17 protein-coding genes and 1 tRNA gene are annotated in these 19,863 nt (G+C 67.8%); 16 read left to right on the forward strand and 2 right to left on the reverse strand.

Annotated features, from left to right (window positions below; all coding sequences use genetic code 11):
* The first annotated feature begins 110 nt into the window (after positions 1-110).
* The 11 genes from H7F35_RS04485 to H7F35_RS04535 all read left to right on the forward strand — a co-directional run bounded on the left by H7F35_RS04485 (position 111) and on the right by H7F35_RS04535 (position 13,224).
* Positions 111-395, forward strand: coding sequence for a hypothetical protein (locus H7F35_RS04485; protein WP_187111762.1), 285 nt, complete (start codon positions 111-113; stop codon positions 393-395).
* 88 nt (positions 396-483) lie between these two features.
* Entirely contained in the window at positions 484-3,561 is a 3,078-nt protein-coding gene (gene fdnG, locus H7F35_RS04490) for a formate dehydrogenase-N subunit alpha (protein ID WP_187111763.1), read from the forward strand.
* A 177-nt stretch (positions 3,562-3,738) separates the two neighbouring features.
* Positions 3,739-4,713, forward strand: coding sequence for a formate dehydrogenase subunit beta (fdxH, locus tag H7F35_RS04495; RefSeq protein ID WP_187111764.1), 975 nt, complete (start codon positions 3,739-3,741; stop codon positions 4,711-4,713).
* A gap of 10 nt (positions 4,714-4,723) precedes the next feature.
* Positions 4,724-5,347, forward strand: coding sequence for a formate dehydrogenase subunit gamma (locus H7F35_RS04500; protein ID WP_187111765.1), 624 nt, complete (start codon positions 4,724-4,726; stop codon positions 5,345-5,347).
* 161 nt (positions 5,348-5,508) lie between these two features.
* Positions 5,509-6,540: a formate dehydrogenase accessory protein FdhE gene (fdhE, locus tag H7F35_RS04505; protein ID WP_187111766.1), complete on the forward strand. Its 1,032-nt coding sequence runs from the start codon at positions 5,509-5,511 to the stop codon at positions 6,538-6,540.
* On the forward strand, positions 6,540-7,988 hold the full coding sequence (gene selA / locus H7F35_RS04510) for an L-seryl-tRNA(Sec) selenium transferase (protein ID WP_187111767.1): 1,449 nt from the start codon (positions 6,540-6,542) through the stop codon (positions 7,986-7,988). Before fdhE ends, selA begins: the two co-directional genes overlap by 1 nt.
* A gap of 38 nt (positions 7,989-8,026) precedes the next feature.
* The gene (locus tag H7F35_RS04515; protein WP_187111768.1) at positions 8,027-9,142 is read left to right on the forward strand and encodes an acyl-CoA dehydrogenase family protein; all 1,116 of its coding nucleotides are present in this window, start codon (positions 8,027-8,029) and stop codon (positions 9,140-9,142) included.
* Positions 9,143-9,155: 13 nt separating this feature from the next.
* Entirely contained in the window at positions 9,156-10,016 is an 861-nt protein-coding gene (locus H7F35_RS04520) for a phosphate/phosphite/phosphonate ABC transporter substrate-binding protein (RefSeq protein WP_187111769.1), read from the forward strand.
* Complete coding sequence (locus H7F35_RS04525; RefSeq protein WP_187111770.1) at positions 9,982-11,199, forward strand: ferritin-like domain-containing protein; 1,218 nt, start codon at positions 9,982-9,984, stop codon at positions 11,197-11,199. Before H7F35_RS04520 ends, H7F35_RS04525 begins: the two co-directional genes overlap by 35 nt.
* A 13-nt stretch (positions 11,200-11,212) precedes the next feature.
* On the forward strand, positions 11,213-13,120 hold the full coding sequence (selB, locus tag H7F35_RS04530) for a selenocysteine-specific translation elongation factor (RefSeq protein ID WP_187111771.1): 1,908 nt from the start codon (positions 11,213-11,215) through the stop codon (positions 13,118-13,120).
* Positions 13,121-13,131: 11 nt separating this feature from the next.
* Positions 13,132-13,224 (forward strand) — tRNA-Sec (locus H7F35_RS04535).
* A 147-nt stretch (positions 13,225-13,371) separates the two neighbouring features.
* Here the strand turns inward: H7F35_RS04535 and selD are convergent.
* Entirely contained in the window at positions 13,372-14,451 is a 1,080-nt protein-coding gene (gene selD / locus H7F35_RS04540; protein WP_187111772.1) for a selenide, water dikinase SelD, read from the reverse strand.
* 113 nt (positions 14,452-14,564) lie between these two features.
* On the opposite strand from selD, the gene H7F35_RS04545 reads away from it, so the two are divergent.
* The 5 genes from H7F35_RS04545 to mnmH are packed head-to-tail and all read left to right on the forward strand — an operon-like array spanning position 14,565 to position 19,009.
* The gene (locus H7F35_RS04545; RefSeq protein ID WP_187111773.1) at positions 14,565-15,419 is read left to right on the forward strand and encodes a putative selenate ABC transporter substrate-binding protein; all 855 of its coding nucleotides are present in this window, start codon (positions 14,565-14,567) and stop codon (positions 15,417-15,419) included.
* A 10-nt stretch (positions 15,420-15,429) separates the two neighbouring features.
* Positions 15,430-16,248, forward strand: a complete 819-nt coding sequence (locus tag H7F35_RS04550; protein WP_187111774.1) for a phosphonate ABC transporter ATP-binding protein — start codon at positions 15,430-15,432, stop codon at positions 16,246-16,248.
* Positions 16,245-17,105, forward strand: a complete 861-nt coding sequence (locus H7F35_RS04555) for a PhnE/PtxC family ABC transporter permease (RefSeq protein WP_261803528.1) — start codon at positions 16,245-16,247, stop codon at positions 17,103-17,105. Before H7F35_RS04550 ends, H7F35_RS04555 begins: the two co-directional genes overlap by 4 nt.
* Positions 17,102-17,902, forward strand: coding sequence for a phosphonate ABC transporter, permease protein PhnE (gene phnE / locus H7F35_RS04560; RefSeq protein ID WP_222622004.1), 801 nt, complete (start codon positions 17,102-17,104; stop codon positions 17,900-17,902). Before H7F35_RS04555 ends, phnE begins: the two co-directional genes overlap by 4 nt.
* Positions 17,903-17,938: 36 nt before the next feature.
* Positions 17,939-19,009: a tRNA 2-selenouridine(34) synthase MnmH gene (mnmH, locus tag H7F35_RS04565; RefSeq protein ID WP_187111775.1), complete on the forward strand. Its 1,071-nt coding sequence runs from the start codon at positions 17,939-17,941 to the stop codon at positions 19,007-19,009.
* Here mnmH and fdhD read toward each other — a convergent pair.
* Positions 18,943-19,854: a formate dehydrogenase accessory sulfurtransferase FdhD gene (fdhD, locus tag H7F35_RS04570; RefSeq protein ID WP_187111776.1), complete on the reverse strand. Its 912-nt coding sequence runs from the start codon at positions 19,852-19,854 to the stop codon at positions 18,943-18,945. The genes mnmH and fdhD overlap by 67 nt on opposite strands.
* Positions 19,855-19,863 lie beyond the last annotated feature (9 nt).

Genomic DNA, 19,863 nt, shown 5'->3' on the forward strand with positions numbered 1-19,863 from the left:
TGATGCGACAAACGCCTCCTCTTTGTTGCAAACCGGGCATGCCCCTGCCAGCGCAAAGCGGTGCAAGAAAAACAGCCCGTAGTCAGACCGCCTTTCCCCAAGGAGTCTCGATGCCACGATGTCAGCGCTTGCAACTCATGGGCCTCTGCCTGGCCCTGGGTGTGCTGTTGAGCGCCTGCGATCCCAAGCCTCCCACGCCCAAGGCCACCACCGGCGCGAGCCCGGCGGGCATCACTCCCGCCGAGTCCGGCGACAAGGTCGAATCCTCCGCATCCCACAAGGGCCCGTCCGAAGGCGGCACCGCCATCGGCGGCATGAGCGGCCCGAACGGCGGTGGCAGTGCCTCCGGCGGCGCGCCCGCGCCGAGCGGCGGCGATGGCACCGCGCCCAAATAGCGGCGCCCGATTCGCTCCTTCACGATTTCCACGCAAAGAAGAAGACCCCGATGAAACAACCCACTTCAGCGATGCAGGAGGTGATGTCATGGACATAAGCCGCCGCCAATTCTTCCGCGTCAGCAGCGCCGGGCTGGTCGGCTCCAGCATCGTGGCGCTCGGCTTCTCGCCGACCGCCGCGCTGGCCGAGACCCGCAACTTCAAGCTCGCGCGCACCACCGAGACCCGCAACACCTGCCCCTACTGCTCGGTGGGCTGCGGACTCATCATGTACAGCCTGGGCGACAAGGCGAAAAACGTGGTGTCCGACATCCTCCACATCGAGGGCGATGCCGACCACCCGGTGAACCGCGGCACGCTGTGCCCCAAGGGCGCCGGCCTGCTCGACTTCGTGCACAGCCCCAACCGCCTGAAGTACCCCGAGGTGCGCGAGGCCGGCAGCACCGAGTGGAAGCGCATCGGCTGGGACGACGCGCTCGACCGCATCGCCAAGCTGCTCAAGGCCGACCGCGACGCCAACTTCCAGACCACCAACGCCGACGGCAAGACCGTCAACCGCTGGACCAGCTCGGGCATGCTCTGCGCCTCGGCCTCGTCCAACGAAACCGGATACATCACGCACAAGGCATTCCGCTCGACCGGAATGCTGGTGTTCGACAACCAGGCACGCGTTTGACACGGACCTACGGTGGCCAGTCTGGCCCCGACGTTCGGCAGAGGCGCAATGACCAACCACTGGCAGGACATCCAGAACGCGGATGTCGTGCTGATCATGGGCGGCAATGCCGCGGAGGCGCATCCGTGCGGCTTCAAGTGGGTCATCGAAGCCAAGAAGCAGAACAAGGCGCGCCTTGTCGTGGTCGACCCGCGCTTCACGCGCTCGGCCGCCATGGCCGACTTCTACGCACCGATACGCGCGGGCTCCGATATCGCGTTCCTCGCGGGCGTGCTGAACTACCTGCTGAGCAACGACAAGATCCAGACGGAGTACGTGCGCAACTACACCAACGCGCCGTTCATCGTCGGGCCTGACTACAAGTTCGAGGACGGCATCTTCAGTGGCTACAACGCCGAGAAGCGCAACTACGACCCCTCGTCGTGGAACTACGCGCTCGACGACAAGGGCATGGCCAAGGTCGACATGACCATGCAGGACCCGCAGTGCGTGCTGCAGGTCATGAAGCGGCACTACGCGCGCTACACGCCCGAGCTGGTGAGCCGCATCACCGGCACGCCGCAGGACAAGTTCCTGAAGGTGTGCGAGTACATCGCGAGCACCAGCACCAGCGGCCGCACGATGACGGTGATGTATGCGCTGGGCTGGACACAGCACAGCCAGGGCTCGCAGATGATCCGCACCGGCGCCATCATGCAGCTGCTGCTGGGCAACATCGGCGTGGCGGGCGGCGGCATGAACGCGCTGCGCGGCCACAGCAACATCCAGGGCCTGACCGACCTGGGGCTGCTGTCGAACTCGCTGCCCGGCTACATGTCGCTCGCGCGGGACAGCGAACAGAACCTGCCCGACTACTACAAGACCCGTGCACTGAAGGCGCTGCGGCCCAACCAGATGAGCTACTGGCAGAACTACCCGAAGTTCTTCGTCAGCATGCAGAAGTCGTGGTGGGGCGATGCGGCCACGGCCGACAACGAATGGGCCTTTCACTACCTGCCCAAGATCGACAAGCTCTACGACATCCTGCAGGCCTTCGAGCTGATGAACCAGGGCAAGCTCAACGGCTACATCTGCCAGGGCTTCAACCCGGTGGGCTCGTTTCCGGACAAGAAGAAGATCGTCGATGGGCTGTCCAAGCTCAAGTTCCTCGTCACCATCGACCCGCTGGTGACCGAGACCAGCGAGTTCTGGCGCAACTTCGGCGAGTTCAACGACGTCAAGACCACCGACATCCAGACCACGGTGTTCCGCCTCCCTTCGACCTGCTTCGCGGAGGAAGACGGCTCGCTCACCAATTCCAGCCGCTGGCTGCAGTGGCACTGGAAGGGCGCCGAGCCTCCGGGCGAAGCCAAGGGCGACATCGAGATCGTGGCGGGCATCTTCAACCGCATGCGCGCGGCCTACATCAAGGACGGCGGCGCCTTCCCCGACCCAATCGTCAAGCTGACCTGGCCCTACAAGATTCCGCACTCGCCTTCGGCGCAAGAGCTGGCGATGGAATACAACGGCCGCGCCATCACCGACCTGCTCGATCCGAAGGACCCGAGCAAGCCGCCGCTGGCCAAGGCCGGCGAACAGCTCTCGGGCTTCGGCCTGCTGCGCGACGATGGTTCGACCGCATCGGGCTGCTGGATCTACAGCGGCGCGTGGACGCAGGCCGGCAACCAGATGGCGAGGCGCGACAACGCCGACCCGTATGGCATCGGCATGGTGCAGAACTGGGCATGGGCGTGGCCCGCGAACCGGCGCATCCTCTACAACGGCGCCTCGACCGATCCGACCACCGGCAAGCCGTGGATCGCCAAGCGCCGGCTGATCGCGTGGGACGGCACCAAGTGGGCCGGCTCCGACATCCCCGACATCCGGCCCGACGCGAACCCGATGGAAGCCGACGCGGTGCGCCCGTTCATCATGACGGCCGAGGGCGTGGCGCGGCTCTTCGCGCCCACCGGCATGGCCGAAGGCCCGCTGCCCGAGCACTACGAGCCCTTCGAGTCGCCGCTGGTCAACAACCTGATGCACCCGAACAACGAGAAGGCGCGCGCCAACCCCGCGGCGCGCATCTTCAAGGGCGACCTCGAACGCCTGGGCGTGCCGAAGGACTTTCCATACGTGGCGACCAGCTACCGCCTGACCGAGCACTTCCACTACTGGACCAAGAACGTGCGCACCTCGGCCATCATCCAGCCGCAGCAGTTCGTCGAGATCGGCGAAGAACTGGCGAAGGAGAAAGGCATCGCCAATGGCGACACGGTGAAGGTGTGGAGCAAGCGCGGCTTCATCAAGGCCGTGGCACTGGTGACCAAGCGCATCGTCGGGCTGCAGGTCGACGGGCGCACGGTGCACACGGTGGGGCTGCCGAACCACTGGGGCTTTGTCGGGATCGCGAAGCCCGGGTATCTGGTGAACACGCTGACGCCTTTTGTCGGCGATGCGAACACGCAGACGCCGGAGTACAAGTCGTTCACGGTGAACATCGAGAAGGCATGAGATGAAGCGAGCTTTCAACGCCCTCGATGACTTTGTCTTTCTCCCTCCCCTTCCGGGGGAGGGCCGGGGTGGGGGCACGACGGCCTCCACGACAACGCGGCGCTTCATCGAAGGCCTGCCCCCATCCCGACCTTCCCCCAAAGGGGGAAGGGGCAAGACAGAAGACCGGAGCCGCTGATGTCCTCCCTCCAAACCCTCGACATCGCCGCCCGCTCGGCCACGACCACGCCGTCGCCCGACATCCGCAACCGCCCGCAGGTGCAGCAAGTCGCCAAGCTGATCGACGTATCCACCTGCATCGGCTGCAAGGCCTGCCAGGTCGCATGCATGCAGTGGAACGACCTGCGCGACGAAGTCGGCACCACGCACGGCACCTACGACAACCCGGTCGACCTCACGCCTTCGTCATGGACGGTGATGAAGTTCTCCGAAGTCGAGCCCGAGGCCGGCAAGCTCGAATGGCTGATCCGCAAGGACGGCTGCATGCACTGCGACGACCCGGGTTGCCTGAAGTCGTGCCCATCGCCGGGCGCCATCGTCAAGTACAGCAACGGCATCGTCGACTTCATCAGCGAGCATTGCGTGGGCTGCGGCAACTGCGTCACCGGCTGCCCCTTCGACGTGCCGCGCATCAGCAAGGCCGACAACAAGGCCTACAAGTGCTCGCTGTGCTCCGACCGCGTGGGCGTGGGCCTGGAGCCGGCCTGCGTGAAGGCCTGCCCCACCGGCGCATTGCACTTCGGCACCAAGGAAGACATGCACGAGTACGCATCGGAACGCATCGTCGACCTGAAGGACCGCGGCTTTGCCAATGCCGGCGTGTACGACCCGGCCGGTGTCGGCGGCACCCACGTGATGTACGTGCTGCAGCATGCCGACCGACCGGGCCTCTACGCCGGTCTTCCCAAGGACCCGCACATCAGCCCGCTGGTGTCGCTGTGGAAGGGCGTGGCCAAGCCGCTCGCGGTGGTCGCGATGATCGGCGCGGTAGTCGGCAGCTTCTTCCACTACATGAAGGTCGGGCCGATCGAGCCGAAGGACGAGCATCCGGATGCCGGCCTCGACGGCAAGCCGGACGACGTGGTGGTGATCGAAGCGCCGCCCACGGCATCCACACCCGCCGAACCCGTGCGCGAACAACCCCGCGCCTGAGGAGACTGCGATGACACGCTACTACCTTCGCCGCTACCGCGATGCCACGCGCATGAACCACTGGTTCGTTGCAATCATGTTCTTCGCGGCGGCGCTCTCTGGCCTGGCCTTCTTCCACCCCAGCCTGTTCTTTTTGAGCACGCTGTTCGGCGGCGGCCCGTGGACGCGCATCCTGCATCCCTTCATGGGGCTGTTGATGGTGCTGGGCTTCGTGTTCCTGTTCTTCACCATGTGGCGCGAGAACATCCTCGACAAGGTCGACCGCGAATGGATTGCCAACGCGCCGAAGATGCTCAAGGGCGACAAGTCGAGCATGCCGCCGGTGGGCAAGTACAACGCGGGCCAGAAGCTGGTGTTCTGGGCCTTCGGCATCAGCCTGCTGCTGCTGTTCGTGACCGGCTTCATGTTCTGGAGCCCGTGGTTCGTCGGCTTCTTCCCGATCCTCGTGCGCCGCATTGCGGTGGTCGTGCATTCGGCCTCGGCCGTGGTGCTGATCCTGTCGGTCATCACGCACATCTACGCCGCGATCTGGGTCAAGGGCACGCTGCGCGCCATGACGCGCGGCACCGTCACCGAGGGATGGGCCAAGCTCAATCATCCCTTGTGGCATCGCAAGATGACGCGCGGTGAATAACGCCTCCTGTCTTTCTCCCTCCCCTCCCGGGGGAGGGTTGGGGTGGGGGCACAGCGGCCTCGCCCCTGCAAAGGCGCTCGTTGGGCGCTGCCCCCACCCCAGCCTTCCCCTGGAAGGGGAAGGAGACATGCGGGAACGCAGATCGCTGTAGAGTGGGCGGAATGAACAGCCCCACCGGCACCCCACCACCGATCCGGACCACGCGCGTTCTCGATCCCGAACAGATCGCGATGCAGGCCGGGCGGCAAATGCCGTTCCTGCGCCTGCCCGTGCGTGCCGCCGTGTTCTCCGACCGGCAGTTGCGCCTGCGCCAGCTCGCGGCCTCGCACCCGATGCGCGAGTACCTGATCTTCATTGCGGACTTGGCGCAAGCACAGCATCAGGTGCTGCAGGACTACCCGAAGGTCGCCCTGCCTGAATCCACCGCACTCGAAGCCGCATCGCAAGCGCTCAAGCCACCGATGCCTGCCTTCGGCTGGCCGCGCGATGCCGTGTGGCGGCAGGAGCTTCGGCGCCTGCTGGGCCTCTTTCGCGTTCGCCTGCCCGAAGGCGCGGCGCGCGACACGCTCGACCGCGTGGTGGCCGCCGACGATGCCTGGCTCGACCAGCAGGCCGATCTTCTCTCGCGCCGCATCATGTTCGGACTCGATCTTGCTGCGGCCCCGCTGATCGCCTCCGGTCTTCAGGCCTACTGGACACAGCTCGTGCTGCAGGTGGCCGAACGCGATGGCGAGAACATCTTCGGCCGCACCGACCCCGGCAATGAATGCCCCTGCTGCGGCAGCGTGCCGACCGTGAGCATCACGCGCATCGGCGCCGACGAGGCGGGCTTTCGCTATCTGCACTGCTCGCTGTGCAGCACCGAGTGGCACTACGTGCGCATCAAGTGCACGCACTGCGAAAGCACCAAGGGCATTCACTTCGAATCACTCACGCCGCAGCCCGGCATCGAGCTGCCCGCCACGGGCGCGCGCGAAGGTGCGGTGAAGGCCGAGTGCTGCGACAGCTGCGGCCACTACCTCAAGCAGATCGCGATGGAGAAAGACCCCGAGGTCGAACCCGTGGCGGACGACCTCGCCAGCGTGACGCTCGACCTGCTGGTGTCCGAAGCCGGCCACCAGCGCAGCGGCCATAACCTGATGCTGCTGTTCGGCGACCCTGAAGAAATCACCGACGACGGCGGAGGCGGCTGATGGCGACGCCCGAAGAGTCCGTGGTCCACGGCTCGACGGCAAGGCCCCAGGATCTGCCTTCTGTCGATCAACTGCTGCGCGCCGAAGCGCCGCGTGCGCTGCTGGCCGAGCATGGCCATACCCTCGTTGTCAGTGAGGCGCGTGCGCTGCTCGAAGGGCTTCGCGCTCGCGCCGTCGCTGGAAAGTTGCCCACCTCGGAAGTGCAACCCGATGCGCTCGGCCATGCACTCGCCGCCCGCGTGCAACACCGCCTCGCACCGCGCATGCGCGCCGTGCTGAACCTCACCGGCACCGTCATCCACACCAACCTCGGCCGCGCGCTGCTGGCCGATGCGGCGCTGCAGCGGCTGCTGACGGTGATGACCTCGCCCAACAACCTCGAATACGACCTCGCCACTGGCAGCCGCGGCGACCGCGACTCGCTGGTCGAGGAGCTGCTGTGCACCATCACCGGCGCCGAAGCCGCAACGGTGGTCAACAACAACGCGGCAGCCGTGCTGCTGACCATCGCGGCATTGGCACGCGATCGCGAAGTCATCGTCTCGCGCGGCGAGCTGGTCGAGATCGGCGGCGCCTTCCGCATGCCCGACGTGATGGCCAGCGCCGGCGCGCGCATGGTCGAGGTGGGCACCACCAACCGCACGCACCCGCAAGACTACGAACGCGCCATCAACGCACAAACCGCGCTCGTGATGAAGGTGCACACCAGCAACTACGCCGTGCAGGGCTTCACCGCCGCGGTCGACGAAGCCACGCTCGCCGGCATCGCGCATGCGCGCGGCGTGCCGCTGGCCACCGACCTGGGCAGCGGCTCGCTGGTCGACCTGGCCCACTACGGCCTGCCGCGCGAACCGCTGCCGCAGGAGATGCTCGCAGCCGGCTGCGATGTCGTCACCTTCTCGGGCGACAAGCTGCTGGGCGGCCCGCAGGCCGGACTCATCGTCGGCAGCAAGGAGGCCGTGGGCCGCATCCGCAAGTTCCCGATGAAGCGCGCACTGCGCATGAGCAAGCTGCCGCTGGCCGCGCTCGAAGCGACGCTCTCGCTCTACCTGCGGCCCGAACGGCTCGCCAAGGACCTGCCGACGCTGCGCCTGCTGACGCGACCGGCCGACGCGATCCGCGAGATGGCCGATACGTTGCTGACGCCCGTGCAGGCTGCCGTGTCGCCCCGCTTCACCGTCGAAGTGGTGTCGCTGCTGGGCCAGATCGGCTCGGGCTCGCTGCCGGTGGAACGCCTGCCCTCGGCCGGCCTCGCGCTCTCACCTGCCGGCACCTCGAAGAAAGGCATCGGCACCGCGCTCGATGCGCTCGCCACCGCATTGCGCGGCCTGCCATTGCCGGTGATCGGCCGCATCGCGGAAGACCGGCTTCTGCTCGACCTGCGCTGCCTCGAAGACAGCGCGCCCTTCACAGCCCAGCTCGACGAACTGCGAGAGCGACTGACGTAGTTTCTTCCCCCAACCCATCCACCCACCAGGAGAAAGCGATGAATCCCCTCGACGTGCTCGCCAGTATCGAAACTGAAACGCTGCAGCCACTGGCGCCAAGGACCGACAGCGAGGGACGCTTTCCACGAGAGGTGATCGATGCGATGGGCAAGGCGGGCCTGCTCGGGCTGGTCTCCACCGCATCGGTCGGCGGCCAGGGCCTCGGCCTGAAGGAAGCCGCGCAGGTCGTTTCGCGCATCGCGCAGACCTGCCCCTCCACCGCAATGGTGGTGTGCATGCACTACTGCGCCAGCGCGGTGATCGAACAGTTCGGCCCGGAGGCCACACGCCGCGCAATTGCCGCAGGCAAGCACCTGAGCACCCTCGCCTTTTCCGAAGCCGATTCGCGCAGCCACTTCTGGGCGCCCACCGGCACCGCGCGTGCCGATGGCGCGAATGTGGTGCTCGATGCGCGCAAGAGCTGGGTCACCTCCGCCTTCGAGGCCGACAGCTATGTGTGGTCGAGCAAGCCGCTCGCGGCCGAAGGTGCGAGCACGCTGTGGCTGGTCGATGCGAAGTCCGATGGCCTCACCCAGCCCGGCCGCTTCGATGGCCTCGGGCTGCGCGGCAACGCCTCCACCCCGATCACCGCGAAGGACGTGCGCGTGGCCGCCAGCGCGCGGCTTGGTGAAGACGGCAAGGGCTTCGACACGATGATGGGCGTGGTGCTGCCCTGGTTCTCGGTGCTCAGCGCGGCCTGCTCGGTCGGCCTGATGGAAGGCGCGTTGAGCCGTGCCATCGGCCATGTGGGCCAGACGCGGCACGTGCACCTCGATTCATCGCTGGCCGACCTGCCCACCATCCGCGCCTACCTGGCCCGCGCGCGCATCAAGACCGACATGGTGCAGACGCTGCTCGACGACACGGTGGCCGCCATCGGCGCCGGCCGCGCCGACACCATGCTGCGCGTGCTCGAAGTGAAGGCCGCAGCCGCCGAGAGCGCGCTCGAAGTGACCGACATCGCCATGCGCGTGTGCGGCGGCGCGGCCTTCCGCAAGGAGGCCGGCATCGAACGTCTGTTCCGCGATGCACGCGCCTCCAGCGTGATGGCGCCCACGTCCGACGTGCTCTACGACTTCATCGGCAAGGCCATCACCGGCCTGCCGCTGTTCTGAAAGATTGCCCTTCATGTCCGAACCCACATTGATCATGGGCGCCGTGGCCTATGCGCCCAAGGTCGTCACCATCTGGGAAGGCTTCAAGGCCTTCTTCGTGAAGAACGGCCTGCCCTTCGACTACGTGCTGTATTCGAACTACGAAAAGCAGGTCGAGGCGCAATTCGACGACACGCTGCACCTGGCCTGGAACTCGCCGCTGGCCTGGGTGCGCGCCGACCGCATCGCGCGCAGCCGGGGCCAGCAAGTGAAGGCGGTTGCCATGCGCGACACCGACTGCGACCTGCGCTCGGCCATCGTCGTGCGCGCCGACAGCCCGGTGCAGACGCTGGCCGAGCTGCGCGACAAGACCGTCGGCATGGGCGCACTCGATTCACCGCAGGCCACGTTGATCCCGCTCGATCATCTGCGCAGCGCAGGCCTTGTGAAGCAGCGCGACTTTCAGTTGCGTTACTTCGACGTTCTGGGCGGCAAGCACGGCGACCACATCGGCGGCGAGCGCGATGCAGCCGTGGCGCTGATGGCCGGCGAGGTCGATGCCTGCTGCCTCATCGACGGCAACCACCTGGCCTTCGGCCTCGATGGCACGCTGCCTTCGGGCAGCACGCGCGTCATTGCGCGCACTGGCGCTTATGACCACTGCAACTTCACCACCAGCCCCGGTGCGCCTGCCGATTTGATCGAGCGCTTCGTCGCGCTGCTGATGGCCATGCGCTGGGACGACCCCCAGGTGCGGCCGCTGCTCGAACTCGAAGGCCTGCGCGAATGGCGTGCGGGCCGCACCAGCGGTTACGCGTTGCTTGAACGCGCGGTGGACGACGAAAACTTCTACAGCCGCGATGGCGCCATCCTCAACCCCGACTATCGATATTGAGTCGCTGGGCCTGGACCAGGGCGCCCTGCTGCTCATTCGCCGCGCGCTGGCCGAACGGCCGGTGGGTGGTGAGCTGCAGGTGCGCGGCCGTTCGCCGGATTGGCAGATGCACCTGGAAGCCTGGTGCCGCAGCCAGGGGCATCCGCTGCGCTTCGAGACTGCAGTGGACGGCATCGCGCAGGCCCGCATCACGCGCGGCCCGCATGCCGAAGGTCGATGGCGCGATGCGCAGGCGACCGGCACTGCGCATGGCGACATCAACGGCATGCCCGCTGAAGACGCTGCCTCCGGCTGGGGGCTGGCCGCGCGCGGTGCCACGGTCGAAGCCGGCAGTCCTGATTTTTTCTTTGCGCTGCACCGGCGTCACGAACTCTGGGCCGCGACCGCCGGCGAGCTGTATCGACAGGCCGCAGCGGCCCAATGGGACCCGGGCACGGCCATCGACTGGGATGCGGTGTTCGAGCTGCCGCCCCCGATCGAAGCCGCCGTGGTGCAGGTCATGACCTACCTGATCGAGAACGAGAACGCCGCGCTGCTGGTGCCCGCGCGCCACCTGGGGCAGATCCATCCGCACTACCGCGAGGTGCTGCAGCTGCTGGCGCTGCAGTGCGGCGACGAGGCGCGGCATGTCGAAGTGTTCACCCGGCGTGCCACGCTGCGCGGCCACGAGCCTGCGCTGTCCACGGCCGGCGGGCAGGCTTCGTTGCGCACGCTGTTCGACGCGCCCGATTTCTCCGTCGCCACTTTCCTGCTCGCCGTGCTCGGCGAAGGCAGCTTCGTGAACCTGCTCAACTTTCTGCAGGCGAATGCACCCGATCCGGTGACACGGCAGATCGCGCGACTCACCGCGCGCGACGAGGCGCGCCACGTGGCCTTCGGCATGGCGCATCTGGAATATCGGCTGTCGGTGCAACCCGACTACCAGGCCAAGCTGCGCAACGCCATCGAGGTGCGCTACGACGCACTGGCCCACACCGCGGGCCTCAACGAAGAAGTGTTCGATGCGCTGGTGCTGCTGGCGGCGGGCGAGCTGTCGCCCGAGGCCATCGCGCGCGGCCACGCGGCCGTGCAGCAATTGCAGCGCGACATGGCGGCCGGTCGGCGCGCGCGGCTGGCGCGGCTGGGCTTCGAGCGCGACGAGGCGAAGCGGCTGTCCGACCTGCACACGCGCAACTTCATGTGAAGCCGCCACGACCATGATCATCGGCACCGCAGGCCACATCGACCACGGCAAGACCTCGCTGGTGCGCGCGCTCACCGGCGTCGACACCGACCGGTTGCCCGAGGAAAAGCGGCGCGGCATTTCCATCGAACTCGGTTATGCCTACTTGCATGCGCCCGATGGCGTGTCGCTCGGTTTCGTCGATGTGCCGGGGCATGAACGTTTGCTGCACACCATGCTGGCTGGCGCCACCGGCATCGACCATGCCTTGCTGGTGGTGGCCGCCGACGACGGCGTGATGCCGCAGACGCGCGAGCACCTTGCCGTGGTCGCGCTGCTGGGTGTGCGCGCGGCCACGGTGGCGATCACCAAGATCGACCGCATCGACACAGCCACGCGCGCGGAACGGCTTGACGAAGTGCGCGCAAAGATCAACGCCCTGCTCGCGCAAACAGCGCTGGCCGGCGCGCCGGTGCTCGCGGTGTCCGCCACCACGGGCGAGGGCATCGACACGCTGCGCACGCGGCTGCTGGACGTCGCACGCGAAGAGCACATACGCGAAGACGATCTCGCGTTCCGTCTCGCGGTGGACCGTGCCTTCACGCTGGCGGGTGTCGGCACCGTCGTCACCGGCACCGTCTTCAGCGGCACGGTGCGCATCGGCGACGCGCTGCGGCTCGTGCCCGGCGAACGCACGGTGCGGGTGCGCGGCATTCACGCCCAGAACAGGCAGGCCGAACTGGCGCACGCGGGGCAACGCTGCGCGCTCGCGCTGGCGGGAGTGACCAAGGACGAAGTGCATCGCGGCGACTGGGTCTGCACCCCGGCCATCGCACTCGCAACGGCGCGCATCGATGTGCTGCTCACGCTCTGGCCCGACGAGGCCAAGCCCCTGCGCTCGGGTGCGACGGTGCACGCACACCTGGGCGCCAGCGATGTGATGGCCTCGGTGGCCCTGCTCGATCGCGATGCGCTCGCGCCGGGCGAGACCGCGTTGGCTCAACTGGTCTTGCGCGATGAAGTCGGCGCATGGCACGGCGACCGCGGCGTGTTGCGCGATGCCTCGGCCACCCGCACCGTGGCCGGCGTGCGCGTGCTCGACCCCTTCGCGCCCGTGCGCTACCGGCGCACGTCCGAACGCCTGCGCACGCTGGCAGCCTGGGCCATCGACGACCGGCCCGCGCGCGTGGCGGCGCTGCTGCACAACGCGCCGCTCGGCATCGACACGGCGCGGCTGGCCTGCGCGCTTTCGCTGGCGAACGAAGATGCACTGGCACTGCCCGACGATGCGGTGCGCATTGCGCACACGGCCATCGCGCAGCAGCACCTCGACACGCTGCAAGCACAGATCACCGAACGCCTGGCCGACTTCCATCGCGCGGCGCCCGACGAGGTCGGCCCCGACGCGCGCCGCCTCAAGCGGCTGGCCGGCCCGCGCACCGACGATGCGTTGTGGCGGCACGCACTCGACGCACTGGTCGCGCGCGGCGCGCTGGTGCGCAGTGGCACATGGCTGCACCTGCCGGACCATGCGACACGTTTGAATGAAGCCGAGCAGAAGCTCGCACAGAAGCTGTTGCCCAAGCTGGCCGATGGCGGTTTCGATCCGCCATGGGTGCGTGATCTCGCGAAGGACTGCGCGGTGAGCGAACCCATGGTGCGGCAGACCCTGGCGAGCCTCGCACGGCAAGGCGAGGCCTTCCAGGTGGTGAAGGACTTGTACTATCCGCTGGCGACCATCGAGCAGTTGGCCGGCCTGGTGCGCGACTGCATTGCGGGACCTGAAGGTTTGCAAGCCGCGAGCTTTCGGGATGCGACCGGATTGGGGCGCAAGCGCGCGATCCAGTTGCTGGAATTCTTTGACCGTGTGGGCTACACGCGGCGCGTGAAAGACACGCACCTGCTGCGGCCCGACACCTCGTTGTTCGGAGCAGGCCCGTGACCGGGCCTCATGGGAGGGGATCGTCCCTGGTGGGGCGGCTGGGCTTCAAACCCAGTGGGTGGCGCCAGTCGTCGCCGGGAGGGTTCGACTCCCTCCTCCTTCCGCCGTTTTTGTCTTTATCTTGCTCCTTCCCCCTCTGGGGGAAGGTTGGGATGGGGGCAGGCGGCGCTTGCAACACCGCAGCGCTGAATCGAAGGCCGCGTGCCCCCACCCCTGCCCTCCCCCAGCGGGGGAGGGAGAAATACGAAAATTCAGGACACGACGCGCAACGCGGGCTTTCCGGCTTCGACGCGGCCGATGACCGCTGCCTGCGCGAAGCCTTCCTTGCGGAAAATCTCCAGCACCGCGTCGACGGCCCCGGGCGCGCAGCTCACGAGCAGGCCGCCCGAGGTCTGCGGATCGCTCAGCAGGTTCTGCGCCGTGGCCGGCAAGTCGGCCGCCAGTTCCACATCGGCCCCATAGCCCGCCCAGTTGCGCCCCGATGCGCCGGTGACGAAACCTTCCGCAACCATCTCCGCCACGTTGTCGAGCAGCGGCACCTTCGACCATTCGACCACCGCAGTGAGCTTCGCACCGCGCGCCAGCTCGAGCGTGTGGCCGGCCAGGCCGAAGCCGGTCACGTCGGTCAGCGCATGCACGCCGTCGAGCGCCGACAACGCGATGCCGGGCGTGTTGAGCTTGGTCGTGTTCTCGATCAGTTGCCGGTAGCCGGCCTCGGACAACTGCTCCTTCTTGAGCGCAGCAGACAACACGCCCACCCCCAGCGGCTTGCCCAGCACCAGCACGTCGCCGGCCTTTGCGTCGGCGTTGCGCCGCACGCGGTCGGGGTGCACCAGCCCCATCGCGACAAGGCCGTAGATGGGCTCGACCGAATCGATGGTGTGGCCGCCCGCAATCGGGATGCCGGCCGCACGGCACACGTCCTGCCCGCCGCGCACGATCTCGGCGATCACTTCCACCGGCAACTGGTTGATCGGCATGGCAACCAGTGCCAGCGCCATGATCGGACGGCCGCCCATGGCGTACACGTCGCTGATGGCGTTGGTGGCCGCGATGCGCCCGAACTCGTAGGGGTCGTCCACGATGGGCATGAAGAAGTCGGTGGTGGCAATCAGCGCCTGCTCGTCGTTGAGCCTGTAGACTGCCGCGTCGTCGGCGGTCTCGATGCCGACCATGAGTTCGGGCGGGATCATTCCCCCCGCATGGTTCTTCAAAATCTGTGACAACACGCCCGGCGCGATCTTGCAGCCACAGCCGCCACCGTGCGAGAAGCTGGTGAGCCGCAACGGCGCCAGCGGATTCAGGAGCTTGGAGGTTGCGGCATCGGTCATGGCAGCGGTTCGGTCGAATGAAACAAGCCGCGATTATCGAAGCCTTGCCCATGTTGCGCCCGCCTCCGCCGACACACCCTTTTCTTGAACCCAGCCCACACACAGGCAAACCCATGAACAAACTGTCCCGACTGGCGCTTGCGCTGACCCTCTCCCTCACGGCCTTCGGCGCCTTTGCCCAAGGCGTCCTGCGCGTCTCGGCCATCCCCGACGAGGCACCCACCGAACTGCAGCGCAAGTTCACGCCGCTGGGCGACTACCTGAAGAAGGAAACCGGCATGGACGTGCAGTTCACGCCCGTGACCGACTACGCCGCCGTGGTCGAGGGCCTGGCGACGAACAAGATCGACATGGCCTGGCTCGGCGGCTTCACCTTCGTGCAGGCGCGCATCCGCACCAACGGCGGCGCGGTGCCGATCGTGCAGCGCGCGGAAGACGAGGTGTTCACCAGCAAGTTCATCGTGCCGATCGACAGCCCCGCCAAGACGCTGGCCGACCTGAAGGGCAAGACCTTCGCTTTCGGTGCGCCGTCTTCCACCTCGGGCAGCCTGATGCCGCGCTACTTCCTGCTGCAAGCCGGCATCAACCCAGAGAAGGACTTCAAGACGGTCGCGTTCTCGGGCGCGCACGACGCCACGGTGGCCTTCGTGGCCGCGTCGCGCGCTGAAGCGGGCGTGCTCAACGCCTCGGTGTGGGACAAGCTGGTCGAGTCGAAGAACCCCAACGCCGCCAAGGTGCGCGTGCTCGCGACCACGCCGACGTACTACGACTACAACTGGACGGTGCGCCCCGGCATGGACCCGGTGCTGCAGAAGAAGCTGACCGACGCTTTCCTGAAGCTCGACCCGGCCAACCCGGCGCACAAGGAAATCATGGCGCTGCAGCGCGCGAGCAAGTTCATTCCGACCAAGTCGTCGAACTACGATGGCATCGAGACGGCGGGCAAGTCGGCGGGTTTGATCAAGTGAGCTTGCGCGCATGAGCTTTTCGCTGGAAGGCGTGGGCGTGGTGCACCCCAACGGCCAGCGCGCGCTGGCCGGAGTGACGCTGGCCGCGCGCGACGGCGAACGCATCGCCGTCATCGGCCCCTCGGGTGCCGGCAAGACCACGCTGCTGCGTGTGCTCGGTGCCGCGCTGCGCCCGGGAGAAGGCGAGGTCCAGACCCTGGGTGCCAGCCCTTGGCAGTTGCCGGCAAGCGCACTGAAGAAACTGCGCGCGCGCATCGGCACCGTGCACCAGGCGCCACCGATTGCACCGCGCCTGCGGGTGGTCACGGCCGTGCTGGCGGGGCGCCTGGGCGAGTGGTCGGCGGCACGCGCGCTGGGCTCGCTCTTCTATCCCTCGGACATTGCGGGCGCGCACGAGGTGCTGTCGCGGCTGGCTTTGGAAGACCGCCTGTTCGATCGCTGCGACCGCCTCTCCGGCGGCCAGTTGCAGCGCGTGGGCATCGCGCGTGCGCTGTACCAGTGCCCCGCCCTGTTGCTGGCCGACGAACCCGTGTCCGCGCTCGACCCGACGCTGGCCGACGCGGCCATCGGCCAACTGGTCGCGCAGAGCGAATCGACCGGCGCCACGCTGGTGGCCTCGCTGCACGCGGTGGACCTGGCGCTGCGCTGGTTTCCCCGCGTCGTCGGCATGCGCAACGGACAGGTGATGTTCGACCTGCCCGCCACGCAGGTCACGTCCGCGATGCTCGACACGCTCTATGCCAGCGAAGGCGGCGTGGCCACGCAAGGGCCGCTGCCACCGACTGTCACTGCGACGGAGCCGGCGTTCCAGCGACCGGACTGCCCTTGAGCGGCACTACGTCGCCACAGCAGGTGCCGACACGCGCCGCCGTCGCGCTGCGCGACCCGCAGGCATGGCGCCGCCTGGCCGGCTGGTTGGCCGCGCTCGTCATCGCATGGCCGATGCTGGCGCTGTCGGAGTTCAAGCCGTGGGCGCTGTTCGGCAGCGGCAACCTCGCCGTCATCGGCGGTTTTCTCGCGGGCTTCTTTCCGCCCGAAGGCTCGCCTGACTTTCTGGCCCTCCTCGCCAAGGCCACGCTCGAAACGCTGGCCATGGCCACGGCGGGCACCGCGCTCGCGTTGCTGATCGGCGCGCCGCTGGCCTTCGTGACCACGCGCGCGCTGTCCATCTCGCGCATTGGCCCGGGGCCCGGCCGCGTGCAGGCCGCCGTGGTGCGGCAGGCGGCGCGCTGGCTGCTGATGGTGCTGCGCGCCATTCCCGAGATCGTGTGGGCGCTGCTCTTCGTGCGCGCGCTCGGCCTCGGCCCGGCGGCCGGCGTGCTGGCGTTGGCCATCACCTACGGCGGCATGCTGGGCAAGGTCTACGCCGAGATCCTCGAATCGACCGACACGCGCCCGGCGCGCGCGCTGCTCGAAGGCGGCAGCGGCCGGCTGGCAGCACTGTGCTACGGCCTGCTGCCGCACACCGCGCAGGAGCTGGCTTCATACACCGTGTACCGCTGGGAATGCGCGGTACGCGCCTCGGTGGTGATGGGTTTTGTCGGCGCGGGCGGACTGGGGCAACTGATGGACCAGTCGATGAAGATGCTCAACGGCGGCGAGGCCAGCAGCATCCTGCTGGTGTTCCTCGCGCTCGTGCTGCTGGCGGACGTGTTGAGCAACGCGCTGCGAAGGCTGCTCGCATGAGCATGAATCTGCCGCCGCGTCCGCGCCCTTGCCTGCGCTGCTGGTTCACCGTGCTGCTGATCGCAGCGGCGGTGGTCGCCAGCTTCGTCTACCTCGGCATCGACTACAGCGCGCTGGGGTCGGCCGAGTCGCTGCGGCTGATGGGCAAGTTCATCGCCGAGTTCTTCCCGCCCGACGTGTCGTCCGACTTCCTCGTGAAGGTGGGCAACGGCGCCTTGCAGACGCTGGCGGTGTCGGCGCTCGGGACCGTGCTTGCGGCGCTGGCGGGCGCTGTGCTCGCGCTGCCCGCATCGGGCCGTGCGGGCGGACTGCCGCGCCATGCGGCGCGCTTCATCCTGAACTTCCTGCGCAGCGTGCCCGAGCTGGTCTGGGCCGCGCTGATGGTGCTGGCCGCCGGCATCGGCCCGTTCGCCGGTGCGCTGGCGTTGTCGCTGCACACCACGGGCGTGCTGGGACGGCTGTTCGCCGAGGCGCTGGAAAACGCGCCGCGCGAGCCCGAACACGCCCTGACGCTGGCGGGTGCCGGCCCGGTCACCGCCTTCAGCTACGCCAGCCTGCCGATCGTGCTGCCGCAATGGGTGGCCTACACGCTCTACCGCTGGGAGATGAACATCCGCATGGCCGCGGTGCTGGGCTTCGTGGGCGGCGGCGGGCTGGGCCAGTTGCTGTACTTCCACCTGTCGATCTTTCAGCAGCAGCAGGCGATGACGGTGTTGATCGCGATGTTCGTGCTGGTGACCTTCGTGGACTTTGCGAGCGCTCGCTTGCGAAAGGGGCTTGGCCCTGCCTATGCCTGAGACCTGCGGTGACAATCGAAGCATGAGGTTCCTGCCATGAGTCATCGCCAGCCCGTGCGGGTCGGCGACCGCCACGCCTTCGACACGCTGATCGACGCCCGCTCGCCGGCCGAGTTCGCGCTCGACCATATTCCCGGCGCCATCAACTGCCCGGTGCTCGACGACGAGGAACGCCGCATCGTCGGCACCGTGTACGTGCAGACCGGCGCCTTCGAGGCGCGGCGCATCGGCGGCGCGATGGTCGCGGCCAACATCGCCAGGCATCTGCGCGACACGCTGGCCGACCGGCCCGAGAACTGGAAGCCGCTGGTCTACTGCTGGCGCGGCGGCATGCGCAGCGGCTCGATGGTGACGTGGCTGCGCCTCGTGGGCTGGGACGCGCAGCAGCTCGCGGGCGGCTACAAGAGCTTTCGCCGCCACGTGATCTCGCAGATCGACGCGCTGACCCCGCAGCTCGACCTGCGCGTGGTCTGCGGCGCCACCGGCAGCGCCAAGACACGCGTGCTGCATGCGCTGGTCGAGCGCGGCGCGCAGGTGCTCGACCTGGAAGATTTCGCCAGCCACAAGGGTTCGCTGCTCGGCTCGCTGCCGGGCGTGCCGCAACCATCGCAAAAGCACTTCGAGACGCGCATCGCCACCGTGCTCGAAGCCATCGACCTGTCGCGCCCGCTGTATGTCGAGGGCGAGAGCGTCCGCATCGGGCGGCTGTCGCTGCCCTTGTCGCTGGTGGCGCGCATGCGTGCGGCGCCGTGCATCGAGGTGCGCGCCACGCCCGAGGCACGGCTGGCCTATCTACTGCGCGACTACGCCTACCTGGGCGACGACCGCGAGGCGCTCGCCGACAAGATGGGCGTGCTCAAGGAAATGCAGGGCAAGGAAACGGTCACGCGCTGGCAGCAATGGGCGCGCGAAGCCGACCTGCCCCATCTGTTCGCCGAGCTGATGACGCTGCACTACGACCCGCATTACGAGAAGTCGCAGGAGCTGCACTTCAAGGCCTGGGCCCAACGCCAGAGCGTGCCTGCGACCGACCTGTCGGATCAGGGCATCGAGGCGGTGGCCGATGCGGTGCTGGCGCTCGACGGACGCGCGAGTCCGTCGGCATAGAGCACGCCGCGCGGCGCGCGGCACAGCCCCCAGAAGCGCAGGCCGCTGAGTTCGGCCATGCGCACGCCCATCGAGGTTGGCGCGGAGATGGTCGCCATCGCCGCAATGCCCAGGCGCGCGCACTTGCGCACGAGTTCATGGCTGCCACGGCTGGACATCAGCACGAAGCCGGGCTCTGCCAGGCGGCCCGCCTGCGCGAGCTTGCCGAGCAGCTTGTCGAGCGCGTTGTGGCGCCCGACGTCTTCCATCAGGTCGGTGAGTTCGCCATCCACCGTGGCCCATGCGGCGGCGTGGATCGCACCGGCTTCGGCGTTGAGGGTCTGGCGCGGTGGCATGGCGGCGAAGGCGCGCAGCACGGTGGGCAGGTCGATGCGTTCGATCCAGTCGCGCTGCGGCACGCGCTGCGGCGAGAGGTCCAGCCCCGCGAAACTTTCGACACCGCACACGCCGCAACCGGTGCGGCCCGCGAGGCTGCGGCGGCGGTCCTTCAGGCGCTCGAAGCTGCGCGTGGACACTTCGAGCCGCACCTCGATGCCCGGCATGCCTTCGGGCAGGCCCGCGTCGAGTGCGTCGACCGTCCGCACGTCGATGCCGCGGCAATCGGCTGCGGTATCGAGGATGCCTTCGCTCAATGCAAAGCCCAGCGCAAAGACGTCGAGGTCTTGCGGCGTGGCCATCATCACCGCGTGCGAGACGCCGTTGAAGACCAGCGCCACCGGCACCTCGGCCGCCAGCGTGTCGTCGCGAATCACGCCTTCGGGTGCGACGCCGCGTTCGCCGAAAACATGCACGGCATGCCGCGAGAGCGGCGGCAGGGTGTCGTCGGATTCAGGGATGTCTTGCATGGCCGCAGC

This window comes from Variovorax sp. PAMC26660, from assembly GCF_014302995.1.
Classification (GTDB): Bacteria; Pseudomonadota; Gammaproteobacteria; order Burkholderiales; family Burkholderiaceae_C; genus Variovorax.